This window comes from Chryseobacterium carnipullorum (assembly GCF_900142785.1).
GTDB lineage: Bacteria > Bacteroidota > Bacteroidia > Flavobacteriales > Weeksellaceae > Chryseobacterium > Chryseobacterium carnipullorum.
This window is the reverse complement of sequence record NZ_FRCD01000005.1, coordinates 171,828-190,951: the sequence shown is the minus strand read 5'-3', so window position 1 is coordinate 190,951 and position 19,124 is coordinate 171,828. Positions and strand designations below refer to the sequence as shown.

Here is a 19,124-nt window from a genome sequence, read left to right as displayed (position 1 = left end):
GTACAATATAAATCCCTGGCAGAACTTCTGCCAGGGATTTTTTTGTTTTTTATTTGACCAAACCAGATCTGCGATTTCAGGACAAAAGAACTTTATTCATAAAGATTTACCCTAAATTTGCAATACTTGAATTTTCAAAGACCTATGAATACCAGACAAGAAAAATTAGAAGCTTTCGGAAGATTATTAGACATCATGGATGATTTGCGTGAAAAATGTCCATGGGATCAGAAGCAGACCCTGCAATCACTTCGTCATTTGACGCTTGAAGAGACCTATGAACTTTCAGATGCAATTTTGCAGGAAGATTTACAGGAAATCAAAAAAGAACTTGGTGATGTTTTACTTCATTTGGTGTTTTATTCTAAAATAGGATCTGAAAAAGGAAGTTTCGATATCGCTGATGTCATCAATTCTTTAAATGAGAAACTGATTTTCCGGCATCCTCATATTTACGGTGATACGGAGGTTAAAGATGAAGAAGAGGTGAAGCAGAACTGGGAAAAGCTGAAACTGAAAGAAGGCAATACCTCTATTTTGGGTGGCGTTCCGAAAAGTCTTCCAAGTTTGGTAAAAGCCTACAGGATTCAGGATAAAGTAAAAGGAATCGGATTTGAATTCCACGATGCAGAAGATGCCTGGAAAAAAGTAGATGAAGAGATTCAGGAATTCCATGAAGAAACCGATTTAGATAAAAAAGAACTGGAACTTGGCGATGTCTTTTTCTCACTCATTAATTATGCAAGAATTTCAGGATTGAATCCGGATTCTGCATTGGAAAGGACGAATTTAAAATTCATCTCAAGATTTCAGACAATGGAAAAGCTGGCTGAAGAATCCAAGATCAGTCTGGTTGATCTGTCTTTAGAGGAAATGGATGTTTTGTGGGAGAAAGCAAAACTGATGTCATAAAATGAAGGTTCAGCGTCCCGCACATCATCGGTTTCAGTATCTGTTGGAATTCAAGAAAACAGAAAGGAAATGGCATTTTCCGTTTCTTGCGGCACTTTGTATCGGAAGCTGTCTTTTTATAGGCTATTTTTTAGGAAAACCCAATTATGGCAGCTTGTCCAGTTTGGGAGCTCTGACTATTTTATACTTCACTTCAGCGCCTATCACTCAAAGGATGATTCATCTGGCGGTCTGTGCTTTCGGGATGATTTTTTCTTTTACCATCAGCCTGTTTTTTAGTTTTAATGTTTATGCAGCAGGACTGTCTTTGGGAATTATTTCTTTTTTGGCTCATTTTATTACCTCCTATTTTAAAATTCCCCCGCCCGGAAATTTTTTCTTTATCATGCTGGCAGCCATGGCGAGCACTTATCAGTTCGATCTTGAAATGATCCCCATAAGAGTAGGTCTCGTAGCCATGGGAGCTATATTGTCATGTACACTGGCTTTTCTGTACTCTGTTTTTATAGAAAAAGAAGAGGTCTTATCGCTTCCAAGAAGGAGAAGTTTTAATAAAAGACGGTATACCAAATTTGTAGAAAGCAGTATTATCGGTTTTTTTATGATGCTGACGCTGATCACAGGGCATCTTCTGAAATTTGAAAATACCTATTGGATCTCCATTGCGGCAATAGCCATCATACAGGGACGGAATTTTGAACATGTCCGACAACGTAATATGCACAGAATTCTCGGTACTTTTATTGGAATAGGTTTTGCATGGCTGATCCTGTTGGTGAATCCTGCCAAGATAGAAATGATCATCATGATCACGGTCCTGCAATTTATTATAGAACTTCTGATTGTAAGGAATTATGGTTTTGCGGTGATATTTATAACGCCTTTAACGATTCTTTTAACGGAAACCGGAAGTCTGGTACATCATAACGTTGAAAATCTGATGCATGCAAGACTTCTGGACACGATTATCGGAAGTTTAATAGGGCTTGCGACAGGTTTTTTTCTTTACCATCAGCAGATTATTAATAACTTAGAGAAAAATATACGGTACTCGTATTTTCAGTTTAAAAAATTAAAAAAATAGCTATGTTGCGCATTCTTACCCTATCGGCCTTTTTATTGTGGAGCTGTAATCCAAAAGCTCAGGATTCCCCTAGAACTGAAGATTTGAAAGTAGAGTTTTCTTTGCCTAAAAAGCTGAAAGAAGTTTCCGGGATCGTATTGTCTCAGGATAAAAATACCATTTGGGCTATAGAAGATCAGGGAAATAAAAATGTAGTGTATGGTTTGGATATGCAGGGTAAACTGGTAACCGATGTTCTGGTTGATAATGCTGAAAATCACGATTGGGAGGATATCACGAAAGATGGGCAGGGAAATATTTACATTGGTGATTTTGGAAATAATGACAATAACAGGCAGAATCTGGCTATTTTGAAATTAGACTTAAAAGATACTTCCCAAAAGACAACAAGAGCCATCCAAACTACAAAATTTCATTATGAAGGACAAACAGAGTTTCCACCGAAAAAGTCGAACTGGCTGTACGACTGTGAAGCTTTCGTAGAGATGAACGGGAATTTCTATCTTTTTACTAAGAATAGAAGCAAAGGTTTTGACGGAACTTTCCTGGTATTCCAGGTTCCGAATAAAGAAGGTGATTTTGAAGCTAAGCTCATCGGAAAATTAAAGCTTGAAGGTAAATACAGTGATGCGGCCATTACTTCAGCAGCAGTGAGCAGTACAAATGATACAATCGTTTTGCTGACCCATAAAAATATCCATGTACTTTCAGGATTTACAGCAGATAATTTCAATACTTCCAAAATTGAAAAAATACCGTTAAATCATAACTCTCAGAAAGAAGCAGTTGTTTTCCTTGATGATAAAACCCTTTTGATTGCTGATGAAAAAGATAAAGAGACAGGAGGTAATGTATATAGATTTGAATTTAACCCTCAGGCTAAATAATAGCAAAAGGGTTAAACTCAAAAATATCTTTACGGAGTAAGATAAGAAATGTGAATGTTTCCAGCAGATAATCTGAAACTTTGGGTATAAACACATCGTATCCTGAAGGTATCATCCTTATTAAAATACGTAATAGAAGACAGGTTGTGGTTCACAGCCAGGGTTCGTTCGCCATGCCCTGTAGAAATGGAGGCCAGTGTTTCCGTTGCAGGAGAAACCTTCTGAATAGACGACTTTGCTGTTCCTGCTGTATATCCATCACCATTCAGGCTAAGATCATACGTAATATAGGGAACAATGTTGTAATATCCTGGTTTAACCACGGTGAATAATCCCGTGCTGGTATTATACTGCAGATACGTATTGTCTATTTTGTTGCTTACATTATAAACATAGCTCTTCGCGTAGCTGTCATGAGTGCTTACCGGATTGCTTCCTGTACCGGTATAACTTCCTGAACTTGGATTTGTATCGGTTTTATTGCCTACAAATACTACTTTTAAAAAATTCTGAGATTCAATAGTTCCCCATGTAGGAGCAGCTCCGGCTCCGTTGGACATCAAAACCTCACCCCGGTTTCCCGAATTTCCTTTGGTTTTGGCATTTCCGCCTACATTAAGGTCTTTAACGACCTGAAGGCTTCCGTTGACATGTAATGTGTTTTGTGGAGTTGGAGTCTCTATACCCACCTGTGCGTGCGCATGTGAAGACATGACAAATAATGCCATGTATAATAGCGTTTTTTTCATCCTATAGTTTTGTTTTTGTTGAAATAATTTAAAACAAATATATATTCTTTTTAAAACATTGAATTTTTAAAAGATGTACAAACATATAGTTCTATGGATGTGTTTATTGAAAGTTGTGGAAAATATGAGTTCGTTTTATAAATCGTATTTGCTTTATTTGTAGTGATTTACGAATGAAATGTATGAATTTTTAAATTTCTTTTATATTGATATTTAATGTATAGGGTGAATCTTTCTCCACAGTTACGTGTAAAATTTAAAGTATAAACGATAAAACAGATCAATTTAGAAAGTCATCCCAACGCCTGCAGAAATTCTGCCTCCATCTGAACCATAGAAGTAATTCAGCCTGGCAGAGAACATATCGACGACGCTCATCCAGAAGCCTGCTCCTACAGATTGATGCCACTTTTGGGAATCTTCATTGTCATTCCATACGCGACCCAGATCATAGCCTATCAAAACCCCCATATTGGCAGGAATGATATTGTTTTTTACCCTTCCGAAATCCCATCGGATCTCAGAATTGTTGGTGAAATAAGATTTCCCTGAAAACCTTTCATTTCTGAAAGCCCTCATTCCATTATTTCCACCAATACTTGCTGCCTGGTAAAATTCAAAATTGTTATTGCTGATCCACATCGCATGACTGGAATTGGCAAAAACAAAATTGCCTCTTTTGTCAATTCTGTGATCTATACCCAGCGTTCCGTTCAGGGTAAAATAATTTCTTTCGGTATTGGCAAGATTCGTTTTCCAGTCTGCTTTTACAAGGAGTTCCAGACCTAAGGTAGGGAAAGCCTTATTATCTAAGTTTTTGAAGCTGAAAGTATAATTGGCTCCTGCAAACTGCTGGCTTTTGAAAACCTCAGGTCTCACATCCGGCGACTGGTCTACAAAACGGTCATCATTACGCTGAACCTTATTATCCTCAAACGTAAGCTGGAACTGATGCTGAAGGTTCATCCAGCTTTTTTTAGAAATAGAAGGTGCAAAATTAAACTTGGAGATTCTTGCTCTGTTGTATTCTCTTTCTGTATTTTCTTTATCATATAAACTTTCGTTGGATAATCCGAAGAAATTTTCGGCAAATCTTGGCGTAGTAAAAGCGGCATCAAGATTGAAATCCCATCCCGATATTGCTTTTTTGAAAATTCCTTTATAGGCCACATTGAATCCTCCAGTAGCCGTATAAAAATTAGCCTTAAGACTATGTTTCTGAGTATAAGGATCACGGATGAAATTATTCACTGTGTAATTAGCCAGAACCCCTAAGATTACCCCATCATCCGGATTGTAATCTGCATTCGGATAACCGGCAAAGAAATTATACTTCGGATGCTTATAATTGTAGGTATTGACATCATAATCATCAGAAATATTTTTCGTGGCAGAACCATTGTAAGTATTTTTCTGAGATTTAAAATCATAAATTTTTACGCTTTTTCCATCAGCGATATTATAAACATCATGATTATATCCTCCAATGAGCCTGATGTTCATTTTCGGTCTTCCTTCACCCGAAACTTCATACATATCGTGATCTTCAAGACCGTAGATCCAGAGCTCTTTCGTTTTTGAATCTTCGTAGGTCTTTTCGAAAACCAATTCAGGATTTTCTTTGTTCTTATCCAGTTTATATTGTTTTACATTAACGGAATGTCCGTCTTTGGTAATCACGAATTTATCTGGATTTACAGTTCCTGCCAGAGGAACTTTTTTCTGCAGTACATCATAATACTGTGCTGCATAGTCCTGAAGTTTTGTTTTTCTGATTTTTAGTTTTCTCTGGATATCAGCGATCGTTTCATCTTTTACTTCTTTTGGAAGATTGGTAAATGCTTCATCAATATCTGCATCCGTAAGATGTTCCTGAATATATCTGGCCTGCGCAGCCCATTCCTCCGGAGTTGCTCCTTTTAAAAAGATAAGATCCAATGGATACGGTTCCATATTCATCCACTTTACGTTTTTGATCTCTTCCTTAAAAGTTTTCATGTGGCGGATGGCCGGAACATTCATAATAATTTTAAAAGCAGCCCCATCATATTTACTGAACGCCTGATCTCTGTCTTTCGGGATCGGTTTATAAATGACTTTATCACCGTCCTGATATTCTGCCCATTTCCACTGGTCGGAATGTCTGTCCCAGTCACCAATCAGCATATCAAAGATTCTTGCCCGGATATAGGATTCCCGGTCTACAGAATATTTGTAATTTTTGGTGAAATTTTTCAGAACATCATCTGTGGAAAGGATGTCTTTGGCATTGTCAAGTGAAGCGAGTGTTTTAGGATCGGAAGAAAAACGTTCTTCGATCATATACATTTCGTCACCGTAATTTTTGTTGTACTCTCCCAAAGCATATTGCTTCGGAATATAATATAATTTCGGATTGCTGTGGAAGATATTCAGCTTATCTGCCATATTTCCTACTGAAAAAGGAGTAAACGGATGATTGGTCGTATAAAAATCAAGCAGGAACTTTTCAGGGAATGTATTGTTCAGTTCATTTCCGAAAGTGCTTTTTTTGAACGCCATATTATTAAGGAAACGTACCGCGCTCTTCTTCACGCCACGCATGACAAATTCCTGGCCGTCTGCTGCTTTTAGTCTTAAACTGTTGGATTGGTTTCCTCCGCCTTCTCTGAAAGGTTTAAACCCGCCATTCAATGAAGCCAGATCAGCGGTAGGAGCATCAACCGGGATTCCATAATATTTTCTGTAGTGTTCTCCCCAAAGCCAACGGTAGACTTTGCCTTTTTGGGTAAGTTCTACAGGATAAACGCTGGATTGAACGGTGGCGGGAAAGGACTTTGGGTAATTATTGACAAATACATCCGGTTTTGAAATCACCGAAATATGCGTAAGTTTTTTAAGCTGGTTATCTTTTGTAGAGAAGTATTCAACGTCGGTGCTCTGGTCTTTTCTGATATTCAGAACGGCAAAACCACTGCCTCCGTAAGAGAAATCGGTCTTTTCAGCAATGGTGGAAGGGTCTGTTTTAGAACCTGCACCGCTGATAATCTGTCTGATGTTTCTTTCTTCATGATACTGTAGATTGTGATCATGTCCTGAAACAAAAATAATATTTTCTTTATCCTGAACGATGCTTTTCAACCTGTTGGCCAGGTCTGCGTAATGTTGATTATTAATGTCTTCAAGACTTGCTCCGGAAGAACTTCTCAGAACATTGATGACACTGGCAACCACCGGAACGGGAACCTTGCTTTTCAACGGATAAAGATGTGATTTTGCAGAATTGAAGCCTGCATGAGTTCCGCTACTGATAATGGGGTGGTGCAAAGCAACAATGATTCTTTTATCCTGATTTTTAGTCACGAGATCTTTAAATTCTGTGAAGAAATCTTCGCGGGTCTTGATCGGACAGTTTTTGTTCACGCCAGGATACTGATCCCAATTTACAAGAGCCCATTCGGTGTCAATGACAATAAGTTTGATGTCTTTAGACAGATTAATATCATCAATACCACATGAGTTTTTAGGCAGGAAAGATTTTTTATCATTGAAATAATTCCTGACAAGATCTTCCTGTGCTTTTAATCCTTCCAGGTCATTATTCCAGTCATGATTCCCTGGAATGACTAATGTTTTTCCTTTGAAATTTTTGGTGATGGACAATTGATTCTCCAGCTTCTGTTTCGCTGATGCGTAATCTTTATCTGATTCTTTAGGTAAACCGTTGGGATAGATATTATCGCCCAGGAAGATCAGCATAGATTTGCTGTCTGCGGAATCCAGTTTGTTTTTGAGTAAATTTAAGGTGTGCTGCGCCTGAGGTTCGTTCGCATTTCCGGCATCCCCGATCAGGAAAATTTTAAAATCATTTTCAGATTTTATATCAGAATTTTCCACTTCAAATAAGTTTTTACCCTTTTTTACGTTATATGTTGCGCAGGAATAAAGAACTCCTGCAGACAATACTGCTCTAAAAGCAATAGAAGTATTTTTTAAATGAGTTTTAAAGGATAAATTCATAAATTTACATTAACAAAAAATCAGGAATGAGCATTTTACACAAAGCTAAAGATTATGTCGAAATCTTATTCAAAGATAAGTTATCTTCTGTATACTTTTACCATAATTTTATTCATACGACCTATACTGTCAATAAGGCTGAGGAGATCATGCGAAATACTTCTGTATCCGAAGAAGATCAGGAAAAAGTTCTCCTGGCGCTGTGGTTTCATGATACCGGATATGTAGAATGTGCCCAGAACCATGAAGAAAAAGGGGTGACCATTCTTGCCGATTTTCTGAAACAGGAAAATTATCCCGAAAGCTATATCGAAGATGTTTCGCGATTGATTCTGGCGACAAAAATCACCTACGAACCACAGAACCTTCTCGAGAAGATTGTGAAAGATGCAGATTGCAGTCACTTCGCGAGCCACGATTATAATGATATCTCCGATGCCCTGAGAAAAGAATGGGAGCTTACCAACGTAAGATGCTTCTCCAATGAAGAATGGAATGCCGGAAACCTTGATATGCTTAAAAACAGGCACCATTATTACACCGACTATGCAAAGGAGAACTGGGAGCCGTTAAAAAAGAAAAATATCAAAAAGATAGAAAAGAAGCTGGAAAAAGAGGAGGATAAAAAAGAAGATAAAAAAGAATCGTCCGATAATAAGAAAGAACCTAAAGAAGCAAAATCTGACCGTAGCGTTGATACCCTGTTCAGAGTTACTCTGAATAATCATACGAGACTGAGTGATATTGCAGACAGCAAAGCGAATATTCTTCTTTCCGTTAATGCCATTATTATTTCAGTTTGTCTTTCTGTACTGGTTCCTAAACTGGATACTCCTAAGAATGCCCACCTGATCATTCCAAGTTTTGTGTTGCTGCTTTCAAGTGTTTTGACGATTATATTTGCCATACTGTCTACAAAACCGAATGTAACTAAAACTAATTTTACAGCTCAGGACGTTACAGACCGGAAAGTAAATCTTCTGTTCTTCGGAAATTTTCACCAAATGATATTCAATGACTATCACACGGCGATGAAAGATCTTATCAAGGACAGGGATTACATTTACGATTCTATGGTAAAGGATCTTTATTTTCTGGGAAAAGTTCTTGACAGAAAATACAAGCTTTTATCAATTACGTATAAGATTTTTATGGCCGGAATCATTATTTCCGTGCTTTCTTTTGCCTATGCTTTTCTTACTCTTTAATTAAAAAAAAATACAGATGATTGTCAGACAGCGGACCAATTGGCTGAAAATGTTGTTTATATGGAGAGGTTCCGTACTGAAGAAAATTATAGTCCAGCTGAGTGTTATTTTGTTATTTTCACTCTCCATCTATTTTTTTAAAGGAAAGATCTTTGATTATAAAGTACATCTTAATCCTACCATTTTTACTTTGCTGGGTCTCGCGCTGGCTATTTTCATGGGGTTCTGTAATTCCGCAAGTTATGACCGTTTCTGGGAAGGCCGTAAACTCTGGGGATCACTGGTGATTGAAACCAGATCGCTGACAAGACAGATTCTTTCCCTGGTCAATGATCCATCAACAGGATCAAAAGAGGAAAAGGAAAAGATGATTAAATTGATATCGGCATTCGGCTGGTCTCTGAATTACCAGCTAAGAGACAAATCGGGGACCGAGCATTTAACCAGGCTTCTTTCTCCGGAGCATGCAGAACAGCTGAAGGACAAAAAATTTATTCCGAGCATTATTCTGGGGTTTATTGCAGACTGGCTGAATGAGCAACAGCGAAAAGGAAATATCGACACCATCGTAATGACTTCTATGGATCATCAGCTGAACCAGTTTTCCAATATTTTGGGAGGGTGTGAAAGAATCCATAATACACCACTGCCATTTGCTTACAGCGTTTTGCTTCACCGGACGGTGTATCTGTACTGCTTCTGGCTGCCTTTTGGATTGGTGGATTCACTGGGGTGGATGATGCCTTTGATTGTTCTTCTCATCAGTTATACCTTCATTGCACTGGATGCCATTATTCAGGAAATAGGAGAACCGTTTGGAGAAGAGGAAAATGATCTGGCGCTGAACAGTATATGCAGAACCATTGAATATTCTATTTTTGAACAGGCGGGAATACCACAGGATGAGCTTAAAAAGCCGGATTCTTACTGTATCGATTGATGGTTTTTTATTTTTGTTGAAAAGATGACATTATGAAAATTCACAATACTAAAAAAATATAAGCAATAATAATCTCTAATGTGCTCTAAGAATTTCTTCTTTTGATTTGGTGTTTCTTTCGGGCTTATGATTCATCAGCTAATGAAATCCTCAATGCTAATAGTCCGGTAATTCCCTGTAGATCTTCAACTTTTAAAAATTCCACATCATTCTGCAAAATTCCTTTTTTCTGGAGCTTGTTGATATATTCCAGATATTCTCTCTGATTTTCCATACCGAAATAAACAATGGTGATCTTTCCGGGACAGGTGATTCTTTCTGAAGAGTCTTTAACATGGGCTTTATCCAGACGTTTTTTTATAATTTCGTAATAGGAATTATAGGCACCGTCTACATCGAAGCGCTTTTCATCCATTCTGAAGCGGATGTCTATTTTTTCATTATAAACAAAGATCAGTGAAGCAATATCTAACTGGATGGGAAGATCTCTTTTAAAGTTTTGAAATTCACGTTCCATATTGCACATCGTCTTAAGCTGCCAGTATCTTAATTTGTGGACTTCTTTTGAAGTATAATTAAGATCCGGTGCAATATTGTGTCCAATGTACAGATTGTGTTCTACACCGTCAGATTTAAATCTTTCATAATAATGTGGGAAGATCTGCTGTGCTTTAACCTGACTTTCATCCAGCATATCGGCCAGTTTTCTGTTAACCAGTGTTATAGAATCATCCAGACTTTTTCTGTTGGCGTAAAATAAATCGGTTTGTGTAAAGACCTGTACAAAATAATTTTTGATCCTGGTCTTGATATTTTTGTCCGTCTTCATTTCCAGTTTTCCCTGCAGATAAGGATGGATTTCCTCTCTTAAAAGTCTTTGGAGACGCTGTTCCGTATCAGCTTTGATCTCGTTGTTCAGTTCATTTTCAAAAACATCCAGTGCCAGGAGATATTTTTCTGAGTCAGAATTGATCAAGGTAAATAAATCCTGAAGCGTTTCAATTTGCTGGTTGAGGTCTTCAAGCATCAGATTAAAACGTTTTTCTGAAGAAGAACGGATATCGGAGAACCCAAACAATGGAGTCAGGTTTTTAAAAGAGATCTGTTTCAGCGTATACATTTTCTTTCCCAGTGAAGCATTGAAATATTTCTCGGCTTCGTTTCTGAACTTCCACACCACACTGTCGTGGATGGAGGTATATTCGCGCTGGATAATAGCTTCTATCTGGTAGTTTTTTTCAAAGCTGAATCTGTTCAGGGAGAAAAGAATCATATCGGTGAAAAACTCCATTTTTTTCAGCTTTAATCCGTTGAAGCTGTTGGCTTGTGGAGAGGTGAATTCCATGATGGCCAGAAGATCATTGTCTTTCATGATAGGAATCACCATGAAGCTGTTGATATTATTATCTCTTAAAATACTGAAGGAAGGAAGAGCTTTGATACTTTCATCCAGATTGTTGACATTCGAGATGACAATCGGTTTGGAATTATGGTTTAAATTGGTAAATGTACTCTTTCGGGTTTCTTCATCAAATGCATTGATCCAGAAATCCAGAACATGATGGGTGAAAATATTTTCATAGATCGGAAGTCTTCCCAGTTTCTGATCTTTTTTATCGAAAAGCATCAGTCCGAAATTAAGCTCCGGTACATCAAAATAAGATTTAAAAATTTCAACAAGATTTTCATTCGGGCTGAGATCTTCGGGATCGATTTCTATCATACTCGACTTCAGGTCAGAGAGTGCGACTTCTGAAGTACAGTCTACCAGAGAAATAATAGCAAAACCTTTAAGCACCCACGATTGCGATGGGAAGTATTTTTTCCAAAGCTGGAAATCATCGAGATTTTCCAACAGCATATCCAGTACATCATCAGAAGGAATCTTTGCCGTTTCAGTAGGATAAAGATCCGTAAAATCTGAATTGATTGTGATCTTATAATGTTTCATGATTCCCAGCCTGTTCGGGATATCATAATAAAGAGGCATGCTACTTTTGATGTCTCTTTTGAAATAAGTTTGTACGATGAGGCAGCAACAGAATACATAAAATTCATCGTCATCGATATTTCTCAGCTCTATTTCAAAATCTTTTCCTGCATCTTTAAGGATATTTTTAAAACGTTCCGTATAGTTAAAAGTGACATTGGAAAGCGGAATACTGGCTGCCTTAATCTCATTATTGGTCAATCCCGTCGGGAAAAGATCGGCAAGCAACAGTCTGATGAGGTCTTTATGTTTTTCGAGAAGGGAAACATCCTGAAAGCCGTCTTTCAGTTCCTGAAAGTTTTTGGTACTGTCAATCAATGATTCAGCATAGTTGGCACGGTATTCCAAACGATCGTTATAACGGATATGTTCCAGCACATCCAAATATTTTTCGAATGAGATAAGAACCTGAAAGGGAGCGTCTTTTTTATAAAGATTGGCCAAAAGCTGAAATTTAAAGTAAAGTTATGAAAAAAAGAACACTTCCGGATTGGGTATAAATTAGTGAAAAACTATCTTTTATTGCAGCTTTACTTCTTATTATCAAACAAAATCCTGAAATCGGTAGAGCATTATCTGTAGTGGCTTTTCTTTTTAAAATAATCTACAGTTTTATGAAAAAGATTAGGATAGAATTCTGATGTTCCAATCTTTAACTCTTTGGTTACCGGAAACAAAAATTTCATTAATGGTACGCTAAATATAATAGCAACTGCCGCTACAAGCATTCCGTAATTGCCCACATCTGTTTTGTCTTTGCTTACATAAAAAACAACTGCTGCAATGATTGAAGATGTCAATAGAGTGATAAGATTTTTTTTCATGGTGGTCAATGTTATTCAAATTTAACTGTTTTCCGGCATATTTAAAATAAAAACTCAGTGTTTCTGGTATACAGGTTTATAATTTTTTATAATTCTATTGTGATGATAGTAACTTTCACGTTCGTTGTTAGTTGTGTAAAATAGTATTTCTTTGATTGGTTTTATCTGAAAGTCTTCATCGAATAACTGTTCATCACAAAAAAAGCACAACTGAAAAGTTGTGCTTTGTATATTTTTATGTTAGATCTTACAATCCGAATTGTCTTGCGAAAATATCCGGGAAAATACCCAACAGAATAATAGATGCAATGACAAATACCGCTACGATATTGTAGGTAAGGGTTACTTTTTCTGAAGATTTAAATGTAGAATCTTTAAAGAAGAACATAGAAATGATCAGTCTTAAATAATAGGCAATAGACACTGCAGAACCTAATACCGCTACCAATACTAAGAAAACGCCATGCTTGGAATTCATCGCCTGAGAGAATAAAGCAAATTTTCCCATGAAACCTGCAGTTAAAGGAACTCCTGCCATTGATAGCATTGAGATCGCTGCAACAGTTGCCAGTAGGGGTTCAGATTTTGCCAATCCTTTGAAGGCTCCGAAAGACGTTTCTCTCTTTAGCTTTTCTACATAGATCAGACACATGAAAACGCCTACCGTAGATAATGAGTAAGCAAATAAATAGAATGCCAGGTTATAGGTAGAAAGGCTGGTCATTCCGAAGAATACCAATCCTATGTATCCCGCGTGAGATACAGAAGAATAGGCCAACATTCTCTTTGCATTGGTCTGGGCAAGACCCATAACGTTGGCTAAAAGCAATGTGATGATTAAGAATACTCCAAAAACATTAATCCACTGTTCCGTCACGCCTCCAAATCCGATGGTCATTAATCTGAACAAAGCAAAGAATCCTGAGATCTTTACCACACTCGCCATGAATGCCGTGATCAGTGAAGGGGCTCCGGCATATACATCCGGACTCCACATATGGAAAGGGGCTAATGCTACTTTGAATGCCAGTGCACACAAAATAAGCAGAACACCTAAAATGAACATGGCATCTTTTGGATTTTTAACTCCAAAATCCTGGATTTTATACAGGTCAAAGCTTCCGCTGCTTCCGTAGATAAATGCAATCCCGAACAGTAAGAAACCTGTTGCGAAAGCACCCATCAGGAAATATTTGATCGAAGCTTCGTTTGATCTTAAATCAGTTTTGTTGGCACCCGCCATTACATACAACGGGATGGAAAGAATTTCTACCCCTAAGAAAAGAGTAACCAGATTCTGGTATCCGAAAAGGACGATTCCTCCGCATAATGCAAAAAGCATCAGTGCATATAATTCTGACTGGTGGCTTCTGTGATTGCTGAATGCAAAACCTCCCAGGAAGAATAACAATAAGGTTGTTACAATAGATATTTTGGTGAATAACGCCGTATTTGCAGTGTATTCATACATGTGTCTATACTTTTCAAAGAAAGCACATTCCGGTAAGAAACTTACATATAAAGCGATGATCAATCCTAAAATCCCAATGTATCTTGCGAATTTTCCTTGTTCAAAAACTCCTGAAAATAACGCAATAACTGCCGTTAGGAAAACAATAATTAAAACACTCATAATATAGATTTGAGATGTGAGACGGGGGAGATGAGATAAAATTTCTGATTCCTCATTTCTTAATCTCTTAATTTTTTAATTTTTAAATCTTTTAATCTTCTAATTAGCCATTGCTGTGTAGATAAACGTCAGCGAACTATTCACCATATCGATTACCGGCTGTGGGAATATACCCAGCAAGATCACGAAAACCGCTAAACTTGCCAATACAGAAAATTCCACAGCGGATAAATCTTTTGCTGTACTTAAAACGGCTTCGTTTCCTTCACCAAACATTGCTTTTCCGTAGAATCTCAACAGGTAAACAGCACAAAGAATGACCGTAAGACCGGCGATAACTGCTGCCAATCCGTTAAAGTCATAGACCGATTTCAACAAAATAAATTCTCCGATGAATCCATTGGTTAATGGAACTCCCATTGAACCTAATATAATGATCAGGAACAACACGGCAAATTTAGGAGCCACTTTCGCTAAACCTCCCATTTGTCTGATGTCTCTTGATTTAAATCTCTTGTATAAAATATCACAACAGTAGAACAGTCCCACTACGTTGATACCATGTGCAAAAGTCTGTACTAAAGCTCCTTCAGCTCCTTCAATATTGAATGTTCCTCTTAAAGTGATCACTGCAGAAGAGAAGATCCCTGCGACCATCAATCCTACGTGAGAGAAAGAAGAATAGGCAATGATTCTCTTCATATCGGTCTGGATGATCGCAATCAGTGCTCCGTGAACAATTCCTACGATAGCAAGTATAATCACGATCTGTCCTGAAATTCCCGCAATAGGAAGAGGAGTGATCGGAAGAAGATAACGGATAACCCCATAGATCGCCATCTTCAGCATGATCCCTGATAAAAGCATGGATCCCTGAGTAGGAGAGTAGGTGTATGTATCCGGCTGCCATGTATGGAAAGGAAATACCGGTAATTTCACTGCGAATGCAAAGAAGATAAACCAAAAGACCACCGTTTGTTGTGTTTCTTTAAGCTGGGCGTTGTATAAATCTGTTAAAGCAAATGATGCAGAGTGGTTGTACACATAGATCAATCCAGCTAACATGAATAATGACCCAACGAATGTATAAACGAAGAATTTCGTGGTGAATTCAAATCTTTTATTTTCCTGTCCCCAAAGCCCGGCAATGAACCAGATCGGAATCAAGGTTACTTCCCAGAAAATGTAGAACAACAGTCCGTCTAAAGAAGTGAACACCCCTACAAGACCGAACTGCATCAGCAAAATCAGACCGTAGAATGTATTTCTATAGTTTACATTTTCATTAAAAGAAGATAAAATAATGATGGGCGTTAAAATATTGGTCAGCAATAATAGAAGCAGACTCATTCCATCAATTCCGAAATGAAGAGAGCTTTTAATAAATTGTGACCATGGATAATTGATCTCATGCTGCAATACACTGTCTACGGTCGGATTAAAATCAAAATCCGCTGCGATGTAGAAAGTAATAAGCATTTGAATCAATGCAATTCCTAGCGCCAAATATTTGCTGGATTTATTTTTCCAGGCAAAAACTAATCCCGAACCTACTAGAGGTAATAGTAATAATGTTAATAATAAACCAGACATTATTGTAATATAAAGTTAACAATCAGTATAATTCCCACAGCTAAAGACATGATAAGAATATAAGTCTCTACATTTCCGTTTTGGATGCGCTTCATCGCTTTTCCGCTGTCTTCAGCGCCTTCGCCTACAAAGTCTACAAAACGGTCTAAGATACCTTTATCAAACATCTTTCCTCCGCGTCCTAATCCTTCAACAGTTTTTACAATCAATGCATTGTAAAGTTCATCTACATATAATTTCTTAGCAGAAAGCTTTTCCCATCCGGTATAGCTTTCTTCTGCCAGTGCCATCTTTTTCTTTTTCACGTAGGTATTTTTTACAATAAACCATACAGAGAAGAACATCAGCACTGTGGCTGCTAATAATATCATTTCAGTGCCAAACGGAACTCCCGAAAGAGTAGCTTCCATCTGGTTATAGCTTTGTTCAGTAAGAACCGGTTTGAGCCATTCCATCAGCTTGGCATAATGACCGTGTCCGATAAAGTGAGGAAGGTTAATGAAACCTCCAAGCACAGAAAGGATAGCCAGAACGATCAACGGAAGCGTCATATTAGACGGGCTTTCGTGTAAGTGATGTTTCTGCTCTTCCGTCCCTCTGAATTCTCCATGGAAGGTCAGGTAGTACAGTCTGAACATATACGTGGCAGTCATTGCCGCTAAAACAAATAAGATCACCCAGTAAACAGGGTTTTTAGCGAATGCTGCTACTAAAATTTCGTCTTTTGAGATCATCCCCGATAATAGAGGGAAACCTGAGATTGCCAGTGTTCCGATAAGGAAAGTAGCGTGGGTGATAGGAATGTATTTTTTCAGACCTCCCATGAAACGCATATCCTGCTCGTTGCTCATCGCGTGGATGACAGAACCTGCTCCCAAGAATAGTAGTGCTTTGAAGAATGCGTGCGTCATTACGTGGAACATCGCAGTCGTATAAGCTCCCAATCCTAAAGCAATGAACATAAATCCAAGCTGAGAAACGGTAGAGTAAGCCAATACTTTTTTGATGTCGTTCTGACGAAGTGCATAGAATCCAGCCAAAGCAGCTGTTAAGAATCCGATGAATAAAATTCCTCCCTGAACCGTAGGAGCCAAGGTAAATAAGAAGTTTGATCTTACTACCAAATAGATCCCGGCTGTTACCATCGTTGCCGCGTGGATCAATGCTGAAACCGGAGTAGGACCTGCCATTGCATCCGGTAACCAGGTATATAAAGGAACCTGAGCCGATTTACCGGTAGCCCCGATAAATAAACTGGCCGTAATAAAGATAATTACTGTTCCGTCTAATTCAAATTTTGAAGAGTTCTGTGCTACGGTAAGGTAATCCACTGCATTGGTCTGAGCCGCGATCATGAAGATCCCGATCAGTAAAGCAAGGTCACCAATTCTGTTCATGATGAAAGCTTTTCTTGCTGCTTTACCATATTCTTCATTGGTATACCAGAATCCGATCAGTAAGTAAGAACAAAGACCTACCCCTTCCCATCCGATAAACAGGATCAGGTAGTTGCTTCCCATTACCAGAAGTAACATAGAGAAGATGAAAAGATTCAGATAAGTAAAAAACTTATAGAAACCTTTGTCATGACTCATATATCCGATAGAATATAAATGGATCAGAGAACCGATCCCTGTAATGATCATCACCATCATTAACGAAAGCTGATCAATCTGAAATCCGACATTAATCTGGATCCCGTTTACTGTAAACCACTCAAAAGCCTTTACGATGACAGGCTGACTTTCAGAATCAAATTTCATAAAAAGACTTACTGCAATACAGAATGATCCGAAAACCATTGCTGTAGCCAGAGAGCCTACGAATATTTTTGGAAGATTTTTTCCGAATAAACCGTTAATAAGAAACCCTAAAAGTGGTAAAAGTACTATTGCATACACTAAATTTTCCATTCCTTATCCTCTTAATTTATTAAATATACTTACATCCACAGAACGGGTATTTCTATACAGCATAGCAATAATTGCCAGACCTACCGCTACTTCAGCGGCGGCTACCACCATAATGAAGAAAACTAAAAGCTGTCCGTCTCCGTTGCCTTTATATGCTGAAAAAGCAGCCAATAAAAGGTTTACAGAATTCAGCATAAGCTCTACACAGCCCAAAATAACAATAGCGTTTTTTCTCAACAGTACTCCCAATACTCCCAAACAGAACAATACTGAAGAAAGAATGATGAAATAGTTAAGAGGGACGCTTTGTATAAATGTATTTACTTCTCCCATAATTTTATAAATCTTTTTTACCGATTAATACCGCACCTACGATACCTGCCAAAATTAGAATGGATGCAAGCTCAAACGGTAAAACATATTGATTAAACAAAAGTCTGCCCAGATTTTTAGTAAGACCCACTCCTTTGTCTACATCTTCCAATACAATGTGGTTATCGGTTACTCCTCTGAATACGCCTAAAACTCCAATTAATAAAAGACCGGCTGTAAAGACTCCAACAAATTTTAAAGTATTGTTCTTCTTACTTTCGTCTTGTTTATTAAGGTTAAGCATCATCAGGATATAAAGGAATAATACCATGATGGCTCCTGCGTATACTATAATCTGAATGATTGCAAGGAACTGTGCATTCAGAAGAATGTACATTCCGGCAATTGAAAACATCGTAACAATTAATGACAAAATAGCATAGAGAGGATTTCTTGCAAATACAAAATATACTGCACTAGCTACTGCTAAAAACGCCACCAAGAAAAATAAAAACTGATCCATTATTTTACCGCATTTTTTTGTTTCTCGGATTGTCTTGTCGTAATATCAATCCTTTCATTTATTTTTTCAACCAATTTATCTTTTCCATAGATGAAAGATCCTCTGTTGGTTTCTACATCTACCAATCTGTCTGTAAGATAAATGGCAGATTTAGGACAAGCTTCTTCACACATCCCGCAGAAAATACATCTCAGCATATTGATTTCATATACCGATGCATATTTTTCTTCTCTGTAAAGACCTTTTTCCTCTTTGGTTCTTTCCGCAGCAGTCATTGTAATAGCTTCTGCAGGACAGGCCACGGCACAAAGTCCACAGGCTGTACATCTTTCTCTGCCTTCTTCGTCTCTTTTCAGAACGTGATGGCCTCTCCAGATGGAAGCTCTTGGTTTCTGTACTTCCGGATATGAATATACTGCCGGAGCACCTTTTATCACGGTTCTTACAGCATGCTTAAATGTAATCCCCATCCCGGTAAAAATAGCAGGAAGATAGATTTTTTCAGCAAGGGTCATTTCTTTGTTGGAAACAACTTTTGATCTGTTGGTAAGTTTCAT

15 protein-coding genes are annotated in these 19,124 nt (G+C 37.8%); 5 read left to right on the top strand and 10 right to left on the bottom strand.

Annotation, left to right across the window (positions count from 1 at the left end; all coding sequences use genetic code 11):
- The first annotated feature begins 144 nt into the window (after nucleotides 1–144).
- Genes mazG through BUC06_RS07645 form a run of 3 tightly spaced genes read left to right on the top strand, consistent with a single transcriptional unit; the run spans nucleotide 145 to nucleotide 2,883 of the window.
- Nucleotides 145–912, top strand: coding sequence for a nucleoside triphosphate pyrophosphohydrolase (mazG, locus tag BUC06_RS07655; protein WP_073331985.1), 768 nt, complete (start codon nucleotides 145–147; stop codon nucleotides 910–912).
- Between the two features lies 1 nt (nucleotide 913).
- Nucleotides 914–1,996, top strand: a complete 1,083-nt coding sequence (locus tag BUC06_RS07650; protein ID WP_073331983.1) for an FUSC family protein — start codon at nucleotides 914–916, stop codon at nucleotides 1,994–1,996.
- A 2-nt stretch (nucleotides 1,997–1,998) separates the two neighbouring features.
- Entirely contained in the window at nucleotides 1,999–2,883 is an 885-nt protein-coding gene (locus tag BUC06_RS07645) for a hypothetical protein (protein WP_073331980.1), read from the top strand.
- 29 nt (nucleotides 2,884–2,912) lie between these two features.
- Here BUC06_RS07645 and BUC06_RS07640 read toward each other — a convergent pair whose 3' ends face one another.
- Together BUC06_RS07640 and BUC06_RS07635 are read right to left on the bottom strand one after the other, a co-directional pair.
- Complete coding sequence (locus BUC06_RS07640) at nucleotides 2,913–3,632, bottom strand: hypothetical protein (RefSeq protein ID WP_073331978.1); 720 nt, start codon at nucleotides 3,630–3,632, stop codon at nucleotides 2,913–2,915.
- Nucleotides 3,633–3,917: 285 nt separating this feature from the next.
- On the bottom strand, nucleotides 3,918–7,631 hold the full coding sequence (locus BUC06_RS07635) for a metallophosphoesterase (protein ID WP_073331975.1): 3,714 nt from the start codon (nucleotides 7,629–7,631) through the stop codon (nucleotides 3,918–3,920).
- Nucleotides 7,632–7,657: 26 nt separating this feature from the next.
- Here BUC06_RS07635 and BUC06_RS07630 point away from each other — a divergent pair, with 26 nt between their 5' ends.
- The gene (locus BUC06_RS07630; protein WP_073331972.1) at nucleotides 7,658–8,839 is read left to right on the top strand and encodes a Pycsar system effector family protein; all 1,182 of its coding nucleotides are present in this window, start codon (nucleotides 7,658–7,660) and stop codon (nucleotides 8,837–8,839) included.
- Between the two features lie 16 nt (nucleotides 8,840–8,855).
- Entirely contained in the window at nucleotides 8,856–9,779 is a 924-nt protein-coding gene (locus tag BUC06_RS07625; RefSeq protein WP_073331969.1) for a bestrophin family protein, read from the top strand.
- A 124-nt stretch (nucleotides 9,780–9,903) separates the two neighbouring features.
- Here the strand turns inward: BUC06_RS07625 and BUC06_RS07620 are convergent, their stop codons facing one another.
- From BUC06_RS07620 to BUC06_RS07585, 8 genes are all read right to left on the bottom strand, one after another.
- Entirely contained in the window at nucleotides 9,904–12,213 is a 2,310-nt protein-coding gene (locus BUC06_RS07620) for a GAF domain-containing protein (protein WP_073331966.1), read from the bottom strand.
- Between the two features lie 128 nt (nucleotides 12,214–12,341).
- A complete protein-coding gene (locus tag BUC06_RS07615) occupies nucleotides 12,342–12,593 on the bottom strand; it encodes a hypothetical protein (protein ID WP_073331964.1) in 252 nt (83 codons plus the stop codon).
- A 247-nt stretch (nucleotides 12,594–12,840) separates the two neighbouring features.
- Nucleotides 12,841–14,226, bottom strand: a complete 1,386-nt coding sequence (locus BUC06_RS07610; RefSeq protein ID WP_073331962.1) for an NADH-quinone oxidoreductase subunit N — start codon at nucleotides 14,224–14,226, stop codon at nucleotides 12,841–12,843.
- Between the two features lie 99 nt (nucleotides 14,227–14,325).
- Nucleotides 14,326–15,819, bottom strand: coding sequence for a complex I subunit 4 family protein (locus tag BUC06_RS07605; RefSeq protein ID WP_073331960.1), 1,494 nt, complete (start codon nucleotides 15,817–15,819; stop codon nucleotides 14,326–14,328).
- Complete coding sequence (gene nuoL, locus BUC06_RS07600; protein ID WP_073331958.1) at nucleotides 15,819–17,732, bottom strand: NADH-quinone oxidoreductase subunit L; 1,914 nt, start codon at nucleotides 17,730–17,732, stop codon at nucleotides 15,819–15,821. The genes BUC06_RS07605 and nuoL overlap by 1 nt, the downstream gene beginning before the upstream one ends.
- A 3-nt stretch (nucleotides 17,733–17,735) precedes the next feature.
- Nucleotides 17,736–18,065, bottom strand: coding sequence for an NADH-quinone oxidoreductase subunit NuoK (gene nuoK, locus BUC06_RS07595; RefSeq protein WP_034703571.1), 330 nt, complete (start codon nucleotides 18,063–18,065; stop codon nucleotides 17,736–17,738).
- 4 nt (nucleotides 18,066–18,069) lie between these two features.
- Nucleotides 18,070–18,567, bottom strand: coding sequence for an NADH-quinone oxidoreductase subunit J family protein (locus tag BUC06_RS07590; RefSeq protein ID WP_073331955.1), 498 nt, complete (start codon nucleotides 18,565–18,567; stop codon nucleotides 18,070–18,072).
- On the bottom strand, nucleotides 18,567–19,124 hold the full coding sequence (locus BUC06_RS07585) for a NuoI/complex I 23 kDa subunit family protein (RefSeq protein WP_073331953.1): 558 nt from the start codon (nucleotides 19,122–19,124) through the stop codon (nucleotides 18,567–18,569). The genes BUC06_RS07590 and BUC06_RS07585 overlap by 1 nt, the downstream gene beginning before the upstream one ends.